Here is a 13005-nt window from a genome sequence, read left to right on the forward strand (position 1 = left end):
TCTCTGTTCGAAGCTTGCCGCTGCGCACTTTTTCTCGATAATGACATAATCACGCAACCCCATCAGGCACCCGAGGTAAATGAAAGCGAATCCGAAAATGAAGGCTGACCCGAAGGCGGACGCAGCACCGGCATCAGGCTCCAAGAAAAAGCTCATGATCATGGCGATCGCGGGCGTGCTCGTGCTCGGCGGTGGGGGCGGCGCCGGCTGGTACTTCCTGCACGGCAGCGGCGACGCCGAATCGGCGCATGCCGAAGATGCGCCCAAGAAGAAGAAAAAGAAGGACAAGGCCGTCAAGGCCGAGTACGTGCCGATCGAAGCGTTTACGGTGAACCTGCAGCCCGAGACGGGCGACCAATACCTGCAAGTGCAGTTTACACTGCAGGTCGAAGGGCCGGAACAGGTCGCGCTCATCAAGGACAACATGGCCAAGGTGCGCAGCCGCGTGCTGCTCCTGCTGTCGGGCAAAAAGGCGTCGGAAATCAATACGGTCGAAGGCAAGCAGCAGCTGGCGGCCGAGATCAAGGCCGTGGTGCAAGTGCCGTTCGACGAAGGCGGCGACGAACAGGACGTGGCCGACGTATTGTTTACCTCATTCATCATCCAGTAAGCATCAAAGCAAGCACATACCATGGCCGATAATTTCCTCTCACAGGAAGAAGTCGATGCCCTCCTCAAAGGGGTCAACGGCGATCAGGACGACATTTCCGCGCCTGAAGACACCTCGGGAGTCCGCACCTACAACCTGGCGACCCAGGAGCGGATCGTGCGCGGCCGGATGCCGACGCTCGAGATCATCAATGAGCGTTTCGCGCGTTTGTTGCGCATCGGCCTGTTCAACTTCGTGCGCCGCAGCGCCGAGGTGTCGGTCGGGTCGGTGCGCGTTTCCAAGTACAGCGAATTCATCCGCAACCTGGTGGTGCCGACCAACCTGAACCTGATCCACATGAAACCGCTGCGCGGCACCGCGCTGATGGTGTTCGATCCGGGCCTGGTGTTCCTGCTGGTCGACAACCTGTTCGGCGGCGACGGGCGTTTCCATACCCGCGTCGAGGGTCGCGACTTCACCCAGACCGAGCAGCGCATCATCCTTCGCATCCTCGACATCGTGTTCGAGGCCTATACCAAGTCGTGGGAGCCGGTGTATCCGATCGAATTCGAGTACATCCGCTCCGAGATGAACACGCAATTTGCGAACATCGCGACGCCCAACGAAGTCGTGGTATCGTCCACCTTCACGATCGAGCTGGGTCCGGTATCGGGCCAGATCCACTTCTGCATGCCGTATTCGATGATCGAGCCGATCCGCGATGCGCTTACCTCCAGCCTGCAGGGCGAGGCGCTCGAAGTGGATAAACGCTGGATCCGCCTGATGACGCAGCAGATCCAGGTGGCCGAAGTCGAACTCGTGGCCGAACTCGGCCACGGCAAGGCGAACTTCGACGAGATCCTCAACATGAAAATCGGCGACGTGATCCCGATCACGGTGCCGGAATCGGTGCAGGCGACGGTGGACGGCGTGCCGGTGATGGAATGCTCATATGGCGTCTTCAACGGCCAGTACGCGCTGAAGGTCGAAAAACTGCTGGCCAACAGCGACAGCTTCAAGTAATTCAGGAGAAACACCATGTCTGACAACCAGGACGATCAATTCCTCGACGACGATTGGGGCGCCGCCATCGCCGAGCAGGCCGCCGCCGAGGCCGCTGCGCTGCAGAAGCAGCAGACCGCCAGCGCCGCCGTGTTCCAGGACTTCGGCACCAAGAACCCGCGTCCGGACACCCCGAACGACATCGACTTCATCCTCGACATCCCGGTGCAGCTGACCGTGGAACTGGGCCGCACGAAAATCGCCATCAAGAACCTGCTGCAACTGGCGCAGGGTTCGGTGGTCGAACTCGACGGCCTGGCCGGCGAGCCGATGGACGTGCTGGTAAACGGCTGCCTGATCGCCCAGGGCGAGGTGGTGGTCGTGAACGACAAGTTCGGTATCCGCCTGACTGATATCATCACGCCTTCGGAACGGATCAGAAAATTGAATAAATGATGTCCACGCGCGCCCCCGCCTGCCCTCCTGCCACCTCCTCCGCGGCCAGCACCCGGGTTGTACGCCCCGACAGCTGGCCAGTACGCATGGCGCGGGGCGGCGCGGGCGCGCTGCTGGCGTCGAGCTTCCTGCTGCCGCTGGCGGCGTGCGCGATGCAGCCGGCCAGCACCGGCAGCGGCGCTACGGCTGCGCCGGCCGCGGTCCAGCCGGTGACGCCAGACCCGGCGGCGCGCCAACAGGATGGCGGCACGGCAGCGCCAACCCAGGCGCCGGTGGCATCGACACCTGCGGCACCCCGCACTACCGCTCCCGCCTCATCCCCGACTACCCCGGTCTCCGAACGCGCCACCACGGTCGGTGAAGTCCCGACCACCGCCGGCGTCAGCGACGCGCCCGCCCCCGCCGTGGCCAGCATGCCCGCCGCGCCGGCCGCGATTCCCGGCACGCCGGCCAATCCCACGAGCACCGCCACGCCTGCGCCGATGGTACAAGCGGCGCCCGGCCCCTCCACCGGCAGCCTGCTGCAAACCATCTTCGCCCTTGTGCTGGTGCTGGCCCTGCTGGCCGCGCTGGCCTGGGCCGCGAAACGCTACGGCCCGCGCGTGACCGGCAGCACCGCCAACCTGCGCATGGTCGGCGCCCTGAATATCGGCGGACGCGAACGCATCATGGTGGTCGAAGTGGGCGATCAATGGATCGTGGTCGGCGCTTCCCCTGGCCGCGTGAACGCGCTGGCGACGATGCCCAAGGGCGACTCAAGTGCCAACACTGCGGCCAGCGCCACCCTCGCCGGCCACACGCCGTCAGCCTCGAATTTTTCCGACTGGCTCAAGCAGACGATCGACAAGCGCAACGCGAAATAAGGTAACACCGTAATGCGACACAAGAAAAAACTCCTGCTGGCAGCCGGGCTGGTGCTGCTGCCGCTGGCGGTACTGGCGGCGCCCGGCGTGCCCGCCTTTACCACCGCACCGAGCCCCGGCGGCGGCACCACCTATACCCTGCCGGTGCAGACGCTGCTGTTAATGACGGCGTTCACCTTCCTGCCGGCGGCGCTGCTGATGATGACCAGTTTTACCCGCATCATCATCGTACTGTCCCTGCTGCGCCAGGCGATCGGCACCCAGACCGCACCGCCGAACCAGGTGATGGTCGGCCTGGCCCTGTTCCTGACCCTGTTCGTGATGGGCCCGACCTTCGACAAGATCTATACCGACGCCTACCTGCCGCTGCAGGAAGACCGCATCCAGATGACCGAAGCGATGAGCCGCGGCGCCCAGCCGCTGAAGGACTTCATGGTTAAGCAGACGCGCCAGTCGGACCTTGCCATGTTCGTCAAGATTTCGAGGACGCCCGCCCTGCAGGGTCCGGAAGACATTCCGCTGCGCGTCCTGATCCCGGCCTTTGTCACCAGCGAACTCAAGACGGCTTTCCAGATCGGCTTCGCGATCTTCATCCCGTTCCTGATCATCGACATGGTGGTGGCCTCGGTGCTGATGGCGATGGGCATGATGATGATGTCGCCGGCCGTGATTTCGCTGCCGTTCAAGATGATGCTGTTCGTGCTGGTCGACGGCTGGCAGCTGCTGCTGGGCTCCCTGTCCCAGAGTTTTAACTAGGAACGCACGATGACCCCGGAATCCGTCATGACGATGGGCCGCCAGGCCATGGAAATCACGCTGCTGGTGTCGGCGCCGCTGCTGTTCGTGGCGCTCGTCATCGGCCTGGTGGTCAGCATCTTCCAGGCCGCCACCCAGATCAACGAAGCGACCCTCTCCTTCATCCCGAAACTGGTCGGCGTGTTCGTCGCCCTGGTCATTGCCGGGCCCTGGATGCTGTCCGTGATGCTCGACTACATGCGCCAGGTGTTCACCGGCATCCCGGGCATGGTCGGCTAAGCTGGTCCTGTGCTGACCCTCACTTCGCTGGAGATCAATGCCTGGCTCGCGGGCCTCTTGTGGCCGCTCACGCGTATCCTCGGCATGCTGGCCTCCGCCCCGCTGTTCGGCCATGCCAGCGTGCCGAACCAGGTGAAAATCATCCTCGGCGTACTGCTGGCGCTGATCATCGCGCCCACCGTGCCGAACATTCCCGCGGTCGACCCGATGTCCTATGCGGGCCTCCTGATCCTGCTGCAGGAATTGCTGGTCGGGCTGGGGATGGGCTTTGCCATGCGCCTGGTGTTTGCCGCCATCGAATACGCCGGCGAGCTGGCCAGCTCGACGATGGGATTTTCCTTCGCCTCGTTTTTCGACCCCACCACCCAGGGCCGCTCGGCCGCGATCAGCCAGTTCCTGTCGATGGTGGCGACCATGGCCTTCCTGGCCGTGAACGCACACCTGGTGCTGCTGGCAGCGCTGTCGGAAAGTTTTATCAGCCTGCCGATTTCGAGCACGCCGCTGTCGTCCGCCGCGCCACTGGAACTGGCGCGACTGGGCAGCCGCATCTTCTCGGCCGGCCTGCAGATCGCGCTGCCGATCATCGCCGCCCTGCTCATCACCAACGTCGCCCTCGGCATCCTGACCCGCGCCGCGCCGCAACTGAACATCTTCGGCATCGGCTTTCCGATCACCCTCGGCATCGGCATGCTGACCCTCTCGGTGGCGCTGCCCTACCTGAACACGCCGGTCCAGAACCTGTTCAACGAGGGCATCGAAGCCGGCCGCCGGATCCCCAGGGCGGCTGCGGAACGCGTGCCCCCTACGCTCCCTGCGCAAAGCCCGGCGCCTGCCACCCCCTCGCGTCCGTAGGCCCATGCGCCCATGCCTGGCGAGGCTTCCTTTGCGGCACGCTCCAACATGGGGCACAGGCGCAGAAATGCGACAATTTCGTCAAATATTTATCGAACTATCAAATTCAAGTTAATTATTTGCTGAAATTGGTTGTTTTAAGTGTAGAATTTGTTTCCTTATAGAAACACTCTCGCACATCATGAAAAACCTACGTATCAAGAACCTCATTGCCCTCATCGTGGGCGTGCTTGTCCTCATGATGATTGCCGTTGGCGCGCTCGGTTATCACGGCACGCAGCGCGCGGTCGTCTTGCTTGAAGATCATGCGCTTTACTCGAGCCGGCAGCAATTGATCCTTGCCAGCCTGGTTTACCGGATGGAATCGAACCGCAGCCAGGTATTGCAGGCGCTGCAGCACAACCCCTCGAGCGAGTATGCGGTCATGCACGACCATCCGCTTGCCAACCATTTCAAGAATATCGCCGACAACAGCGCCGAACTGCGCAAGGAACGCGCCGCGCTGCTGGCCTCGCTGCGCCGCCAGAGTATCAAGGATGCAGTCCAGAACTGGCTCGACGAAAGCCAGGACCTGGGCCAGGACATGACCGCCGACGCCGCCCGGGCAATGGAGGCCGGCAAGTGGACCCTCGCACAGGAAACCCTGATCCGCCGTATCAATCCTGCCTATGTCAAGGGCCACAACGCTTACAAGAGCTTGCAGGAGTTGATGTCGGCTCGGAATGCCGAGCAAAACAAGGAATTGCACGGCGAACTTGACGATATCAACCTGCTGATGGGTGCTGCGATCGGATTCGCAGCCTTGCTCGCCCTGGCGGCAGCCGTGTACCTGGTGCGCGCCGTCACCGGCCCGCTCGACACTGCCGTCACGCTGGCGCGGCGGGTTGCCGATGGCGACCTGAGCACGCGCATCGAGGTCGCTTCGACCAATGAGTTCGGCCAATTGCTCGGTGCCTTGCGCGACATGACGGCCAGCCTGGCGCGCATCGTTGGCGAAGTACGTTCCGGCAGCGAGTTGATCGCGACTGCGTCGAACCAGATTGCCGCGGGCAACATGGACTTGTCTGCGCGTACGGAGCAGCAAGCCAGCGCGATCGAGGAAACCGCAGCATCGGTCGAAGAACTGACCGGCACGGTGCGTGCGAACGCCGACAATGCACGCCAGGCGAACGACCTGGCGGCCACCGCCTCCACCATGGCGGCCCGCGGCGGCACCGTCGTCGGCGAGGTGGTCGGCACGATGGGCGCGATCAACGATTCGGCCCGCAAGATTGTCGACATCATTGCGGTCATCGATGGCATCGCCTTCCAGACAAACATCCTTGCGCTTAACGCAGCCGTCGAGGCCGCCCGCGCGGGCGAGCAGGGCCGCGGTTTTGCGGTGGTCGCCAGCGAGGTGCGCAATCTCGCCCAACGTTCGGCGGCAGCGGCAAAGGAGATCAAGGAACTGATCACCGATTCAGTCGGCAAGGTCGACAGCGGCAGCATCCTGGTCAACGAAGCCGGCGCCACCATGGAAGAAATCATCCTCAGCGTGCGCCGGGTGGCGGCGATCATGGGTGAGATCAGCACGGCCAGCGCAGAGCAAAGCGCAGGCATCGAGCAGATCCACCAGGCGGTCAGCCAGATGGACCAGGCAACCCAGCAGAACGCCGCGCTTGTCGAAGAAGCCGCGAGCGCCGCTCAATCCTTGCAAAGCAGCGCAGCCGGATTGGCGCAACAAGTGAGTGTTTTCCAGCTGGAACAGGGAACCCAGGCGCTGCGCCAGCCAGGGCGCGCACAGCGCACCGCACTTGCGCCGCCACTGTTAGCATAACGCAAGCGCATCCGCATCGGGAAGGCCAGCATGTCGGCTTCGGCCGATTGGACCGTACGTCCTGCTGCACATGCAATTGATATTTTCCGTTTAATATCTTCAAACGAATCTCCACTCGCTCAGGCCCGTGCGCTGGACTATCATGGCTTGTGCATGCCAGCCGGAGAACGCGTTTGAATTTTTCACCGTTACCCCTCGCCGTCTTCGTCGTCGATGCCAGCGGCGCCATCGCCAGCTGGAACCGCGCCTGCGAAAAACTTGCCGGTTATACCGCGGCGGACATCCGCAGCAAGACGCTGGAAGAGATCATCGAGTTCGATACCGTTGCCGGAGCGACGCTGTCGCCGCCGATGTCCATCACTGCGCGCGTCGAGATCGACTCGACCGGCCAGCTGCGCTGTGCGGACGGCAGCAGCCTGCCGGTACGCATCACCATTGCACCGCAATCGCTCGACCCCGACCAGCCCGGCACCTTCAGCGTGATCGTCATTCCCCGGGCCGGCCTGGTGCCGCCGCGCTATGCGCTGATCCGCGATTTGCCGACCGCCGACATCATCGAGGGCCTGCCCTGCGTGTTCTACGTGATCGACCAGAGCGGCCACTTGCTGCTGTGGAACCGCCAGCTCGAAATGGCGTTGGAGATGACGAGCGAGGAATTGCCGACCTGCGATGTCCAGCATTTCTTCGACGAAAGAGAGAGGGCCGTGGTCTTGCGCGCCATCCTCGCTGCCTTCGAAAACGGCCATTCCACGCACGAGGCGGAACTGGTCGGCAAGCACGGTAAGCGCACCAGCCTGCTCTTTCACTGCGCGCGCACCAGCCTGGGTGAACTGCCCGTCATTTTCGGCACCGGCCTCGACATCAGCGACCGCAAGCAAACCGAGCAAGGCCTGCGGGTGCGCGAGCGCGCCATCTATTCGAGTGTGAACGCCATCGTCATCACCTGCTGCGAGGACGGCAAGAATCCGATTGAATACGTGAACCCGGCCTTCGAGCAGATGACCGGCTATACGCTGGCGGAAATCAAGGGCCGCGATCCACGCTTCATGCGCATCGAGGGTTGCGACACGGCCGAGCACAAGCGCATCCACGACGCTTTGCTGAAACGCGAAAGCGTGCAGGTCGTCCTGCGCAACAAGCGCAAGAATGGCGAGGTGTTCTGGAACGATTTGCGGATCGACCCGGTCAGCAATATCGATGGCGAAGTCACCCATTTCGTCGGCGTCATCAGCGACATCACCGAGGCGCGCCACTACGAGCGGCGCCTGCACCACCTGGCCCACCACGATCCGCTGACCGGCCTGGCGAATCGCACCCTGCTGCAGGACGAACTCAAGTTCTCCATCGATTTCGCCGTGCGCAACAAGGCGCTGGGCGCGCTCGCCTTTCTCGACCTCGACAATTTCAAACACATCAACGACAACTTCGGCCATGAAGCCGGCGATGCGGTGCTGCGCGAGATCGCCGGCCGCCTCAGGGCCAGCGTGCGCGACAACGACACCGTGGCGCGCGTCGGCGGCGACGAGTTCGTGCTGGTGATCAACGACCAGCCCGGCGACGAGCAGTTGGGCGACCTGATGGAACGCATCCGCCAGCGCGTGAGCGCCCCGATCACGGTCGGCGGACGCGAGATCCTGCCCGGCACCAGCATCGGCGTCGCCCGTTTTCCAAACGATGGCGACACGGTCGACCGCGTCATGCGTGCGGCCGACGCGGCGATGTACCACGCCAAGGCCATGGGCAAGAACAACTGCCAGTTCTATTCGAACGAACTGAGCCAGAGCGTGCACCAGCAGCTGATGCTCGAAGCCAGTTTGTCGAAAGCGATCGGCAACCGCGAAATGGTGCTCGGCTACCAGCCCAAGGTCGACCTGCGCACCGGCAAGGTGGTCGGCGCCGAAGCGCTGGTGCGCTGGAACCACCCGCAAAACGGCATGGTGCCGCCGGACGAATTCATTCCGGTGGCCGAGGAAACCGGTCTCATCGTCCCGCTCGGCGAATGGGTGATCGTCGAAGCCTGCGGCGCCCTGAAAGCCCTGGAAGCGCTCGGCATTACCGACTTCGTGATCTCGGTGAACCTGTCGCCGCGCCAGCTGCGCCAGCGCCAGTTTGCCGCCGGGCTCGGGCGCACCCTCGCGCGCCTGGGCGTGAATCCGGCCAGCCTCGAACTGGAAGTGACGGAAAGCCAGCTGATGGGCCATCCCGACGAAGCCATGCAGGCGCTGGCCGACCTGAAAGCCCTGGGCGTGCGCCTGTCGATCGACGACTTCGGCACCGGCTATTCGAGCCTGTCGCACCTGCAGAAATTCCCGGTCGATTTCATCAAGATCGACCGCTCCTTCCTCGGCAACGTCGCCCTTGACGAGCACGCCGTGATCGCCCGCGCCATCATCGCGCTCGGGCACAACCTGAAACTGAAGGTGATCGCCGAGGGCGTGGAAACGCTGGAACAGCTCAACTTCCTGCGCAACAACGACTGCGACCAGATGCAGGGCTGGTACTTCAGCCCGGCGCTGTCGCAACGGTCACTGGAACAGATGCTGTGCAGCGACGCGCGGCTGCCGGGCTAGGCATTGAAAGGGTGCAGGACCGGTGAGCGCCGTGCTACGATCCCGCACCGCACTCAAATGACCCACTTCACGTGACTTTCGGCTCCCGCTTCACCACTCGCTACATCGCTGCAATCCGCTGGTTCATTCCTGTCGAGGTGCGTGAGAATGCCGCCACCCTGACGCGTGCGCAGAACGTCATCAATGCCGTCGTCATGGCCGCCCTTTCGGGCCCCTTCTACGCCTGGGTCTACGCTGCGCTCGGCTATGGCGCGGCGGCGCGGGTGATCCTGACCTGCTGCGCCGGCATGTTCGTCGCGCCCTTCCTGATGCGCGCCACCAAAAGCATCGTGGTGGGCCGCGAAGTGTTCCTGTGCGCGGTGTTCTTCAATTTCAGCTGGCTGACCTATGCGATGGGCGGCGTAGGCGCGCCGACCGCCGGCTGGATGGTGATTCCGCCGATGGTCGCCATGTTCCTGGGCGGCTTCGCCACCGCCATGTTCTGGCTCGGCCTGACCTGCGCCACCATCGTCCTCATCTACGCCCTTCCCTTGCTCGGCATCCCGCTGCCCGCGTACCCGATCGAAGACATGGCGCTGCTGCACGTGCTGTGCGACGTCGGCCTGTACATCGTCATCGTCCTGTTCGTGCTGCTGTTCGAGCTGACCAAGACCCAGGGTTTCATCCAGTTGCAGCATGCGCTCGACTTCCTGCACGAACTGGCGACGCGCGATGCGCTCACCGGCGGCCACAAGCGGCGCCGCATGCTGGAGCTGGCCGACGAGGAAAGAGACAGCGCCGGTTTCGGCGTCTGCCTGCTCGAGGTCGACGGTATCCGCCGCATCAACGCCAGTCACGGCCAGGCCGCCGGCGACCAGGTGCTGCGCGAGGTGGCGCTGTGCCTCAAGGCGGCCCTGCGCGACATCGATTCGTTCGGGCGCTACGGTGGCGCGCAGTTGCTGGTGCTGCTGCCACGAGCGACGCAGGAAGAAGCGCTCGTGCTGGCCGAACGGGTGCGCCACGCCGTGGAGCAGCTGCGTTTCACCGGCATCGTGCCGGCGCCGACCGTGACGGTCTCGATCGGGGTAGCCGCCTTCCGCGCCGGCGAGTCGATCGGCCAGACCATGGCGCGCGCCGACGAAGCCCTGCTCCAGGCCACGGCAAACGCGGGCAACCGCGTGGTCGCGTACGGACAGGCGCCGCAGCCGCCCGCGCCCTGTGGCGACGCCGCCGTCCCCGACCTGTCCGACGCCACCCGGGTCGATGCCCTCACCGGCCTGCTCAGCCGGCGCGTCTTGCGCGACCGTCTCGGGCACGCCATGGCGCGCGCGCTGCGCAACGGCCGCCCGGTCGCGCTGATGCTGCTGAACCTGAACAAGCTGAACGACATCAACGCCTCCTTTGGGATCGCCGGCGGCGACGCGGTGCTGGTGCAGGCCGCCGCCCAGGTGCGCGCCTGCCTGCACGTCGCGGACACGATTGTCCGCGCCAGTGGCGACGAATTCATCGTCATCCTCGAAGACCTGGAGGGCGCCGCGGCAGCGCAACACGTCGCGCAACGCATCCTGGACCGCTTCGCCTTTCCACTGCTCGTGGCCGAGCGCGAATGCGTAGTAGACCTGTCGATCGGCATCGCCATCTTCCCGGCGCCGGGCTGCGACATGGACGCCTTGCTGGAACGCGCCCGCGTCGCCATGACGCGCGCCAGGAACTGGGGCGGCAACCACGTCCAGCTGTATGCGCCCGATGCCGCCCTGGCGCCGGACGAACGCCTGGCCCTGAAGAACGACCTGCGCGACGCGCTCGGCGCGCACCAGCTGCGGCTCGCCTACCGGCCGCGGGTCGATCTCGCCGGCGGACAGCTCGTCGGCGTCGAAACGCTGGTGGACTGGGTCCACCCCGTGTATGGCCGCCTGGACGCGGCGCGCTTCCTGCCGCTGGCCGAGGAAACCGGCCTGGTGCTGCCGATCGGCGAATGGGTAGTGCGCGGCGCCTGCCTGCAACACGCCGCCTGGCGCGCGGCCGGCCTGGCGCCGCTGCGCACGGCGGTCGGCCTGTCGGCGCGCCAGCTGGCGCATTCCGGCATGGCCGAGAGCATCCTGGCGATCGTCAGGGAAACCGGCATCGATCCGCGCTGCCTCGAACTGCAGGTGCTTGAAACGGCCCTCGCCGGCGAGCTGCCCCTGTACGCGGCGGTGCTGGATAAACTACGCCGCGCCGGCGTGCGCATCGCCATCGACGGCTTCGGCCTGGGCGGCGCCGGCGTGCGCCTGCTGACCGGCCTGCCCGTGGACACCCTGAAACTCGACCGCAGCTTGATTGCGCCGCTCGTGCACGATGAACGCGCCTGCGCACTGGCACAGTCGATTGTCGACCTGGCGCACCGCCTGCAGATCGAGGTAATCGCCGACGGGGTCGAGACCGAGGCCCAGCTGGCCGCGCTGCGCGCCATGGGCTGCGACGGCGCGCAGGGCGACCACGTCGGCCTCCTCTCTGGCGCCGCCGCAATCGCGCAGCTGTATCATGTGCCATCGACCTGCCCGACGCCATGACACCCATCCACGAGATCATCCACCGCATCCTGTGGGACGTCGACTTCGGCAACGCCGACTTCGTCATCGGCTACTACGACCGCGTCTTCAAACGCGTCGTGCGCGTCTCGTTCGAGCGCATCCGCATCGAGAAGGGCCAGCATTTCGGCTTCGACCTGATCGGCCGCGACGGCGAAGCGCGCATGGTGCCGTATCACCGGGTGCGCGAGGTGGTGCGTAATGGGGTCGTGGTGTGGAGCCGGCCGGAGCCGGTGTGACTGGCGCCTGCCCTATGCTTGCGTAGTGTGAACATATTTCCTTCGGGCCATAGAACGCGGATTGGAGATTCGGTTCAAATGTGCGCATGATGCACACCAATGCCCCCTTGTCACCGCTCCCTGTATTGCATACCACTGGTGGCCGCGGTGACACTCCCACTGTAACTTCGTCACGGAATTCGTTTAATGCCCGGACAAGCAACGGCCACCACGCTTTTGTGCCAATTCGCGCATCTCCTCGATGCTCTTCCTTAAACCGTCGTGTGCACAGGCTGGAAATTAGTTGTCGCGAAAAATCCGGTGACCGGCGGTTTCCCATTCGTGGCCCTTCTGGCAGCGAAACTGGTAGCGACTGCGCGCCACGATATATTCCGACGACAGGCAGACACCCTGTTTAGCCAGTGCTACGGCCCGCAGACGCGCAAGCCCGTCCGGTAACCGATACTGAATACGCTTGTCTGCGATTGCGCACTCCCTACACCGTGAACCGCGTATGATCTCTGCCCCTTTCAGCCTGCCAATGATGACCTTCAGCACAAGAAAATCGGTAGCGTAGATGCATGCCGGCATAAACAGTATCGAGTAATGCGCCGCCACGTTGCCCGGCAACATCCTGTAAAGCGAGCAATCCATCCTTGCGCATTCGTTTCTGACTATGGTCTTGCTGGGCACAACGCCGACACCAACTTCATTCGTTGCTCACCTTCATGGGCATCGCCTGCCAAACGTGTCCACGCCCGCACTGAAATCGATGTCGCACGCCACTGCCTTGCCACGTCGTTTCCAGGCATTCGCCGCCTCTGGTCTTTGCAATATGCTTGAGGCTTGCCAAACTCCGCGTTCCGGTATTCGGGACAAGAAATCCGATGCTGAACGACAAACGAAGCGCTGCGCATGAATCGATGGCCGTGGCGGCATTCAAATGGATGGCTGGCTGGCTTGCCAATTATCCCAAGCCGATGCCAGGCAGGTAATCCCCTCTACCTCTGCGGCATGGCGTAATCTGCCTAAAAACAAGGTTGCAGCTAGCGATT

General features: G+C 63.9%; 11 protein-coding genes. All 11 read left to right on the forward strand.

Annotated elements, in window-relative coordinates:
* The first annotated feature begins 97 nt into the window (after positions 1-97).
* The 11 genes from fliL (at position 98) to AC56LG_RS05410 (ending at position 11971) form a co-directional block, all read left to right on the forward strand.
* Positions 98-610, forward strand: a complete 513-nt coding sequence (gene fliL / locus AC56LG_RS05360; protein ID WP_497165816.1) for a flagellar basal body-associated protein FliL — start codon at positions 98-100, stop codon at positions 608-610.
* 21 nt (positions 611-631) lie between these two features.
* Positions 632-1612 carry a flagellar motor switch protein FliM gene (fliM, locus tag AC56LG_RS05365; protein ID WP_497165092.1) on the forward strand — a complete coding sequence of 327 codons (981 nt, stop codon included), beginning with the start codon at positions 632-634 and terminating at the stop codon, positions 1610-1612.
* A gap of 15 nt (positions 1613-1627) precedes the next feature.
* Positions 1628-2047, forward strand: a complete 420-nt coding sequence (fliN, locus tag AC56LG_RS05370; RefSeq protein ID WP_192051588.1) for a flagellar motor switch protein FliN — start codon at positions 1628-1630, stop codon at positions 2045-2047.
* A complete protein-coding gene (gene fliO, locus AC56LG_RS05375) occupies positions 2044-2910 on the forward strand; it encodes a flagellar biosynthetic protein FliO (protein WP_497165093.1) in 867 nt (288 codons plus the stop codon). The genes fliN and fliO overlap by 4 nt, the downstream gene beginning before the upstream one ends.
* A gap of 12 nt (positions 2911-2922) precedes the next feature.
* Positions 2923-3666, forward strand: coding sequence for a flagellar type III secretion system pore protein FliP (gene fliP, locus AC56LG_RS05380; protein WP_497165094.1), 744 nt, complete (start codon positions 2923-2925; stop codon positions 3664-3666).
* 9 nt (positions 3667-3675) lie between these two features.
* Positions 3676-3945 carry a flagellar biosynthesis protein FliQ gene (gene fliQ, locus AC56LG_RS05385; RefSeq protein ID WP_497165095.1) on the forward strand — a complete coding sequence of 90 codons (270 nt, stop codon included), beginning with the start codon at positions 3676-3678 and terminating at the stop codon, positions 3943-3945.
* 9 nt (positions 3946-3954) lie between these two features.
* A complete protein-coding gene (fliR, locus tag AC56LG_RS05390; protein ID WP_497165096.1) occupies positions 3955-4797 on the forward strand; it encodes a flagellar biosynthetic protein FliR in 843 nt (280 codons plus the stop codon).
* A gap of 181 nt (positions 4798-4978) precedes the next feature.
* Complete coding sequence (locus AC56LG_RS05395) at positions 4979-6613, forward strand: methyl-accepting chemotaxis protein (protein ID WP_497165097.1); 1635 nt, start codon at positions 4979-4981, stop codon at positions 6611-6613.
* A gap of 173 nt (positions 6614-6786) precedes the next feature.
* Positions 6787-9183, forward strand: a complete 2397-nt coding sequence (locus AC56LG_RS05400; RefSeq protein WP_497165098.1) for a sensor domain-containing protein — start codon at positions 6787-6789, stop codon at positions 9181-9183.
* Between the two features lie 71 nt (positions 9184-9254).
* Positions 9255-11714 carry a putative bifunctional diguanylate cyclase/phosphodiesterase gene (locus AC56LG_RS05405; RefSeq protein WP_497165099.1) on the forward strand — a complete coding sequence of 820 codons (2460 nt, stop codon included), beginning with the start codon at positions 9255-9257 and terminating at the stop codon, positions 11712-11714.
* On the forward strand, positions 11711-11971 hold the full coding sequence (locus AC56LG_RS05410) for a DUF504 domain-containing protein (RefSeq protein WP_497165100.1): 261 nt from the start codon (positions 11711-11713) through the stop codon (positions 11969-11971). Before AC56LG_RS05405 ends, AC56LG_RS05410 begins: the two co-directional genes overlap by 4 nt.
* Positions 11972-13005: the final 1034 nt, after the last annotated feature.

It is taken from the genome of Telluria sp. ZB2R32 (genome assembly GCF_059685715.1).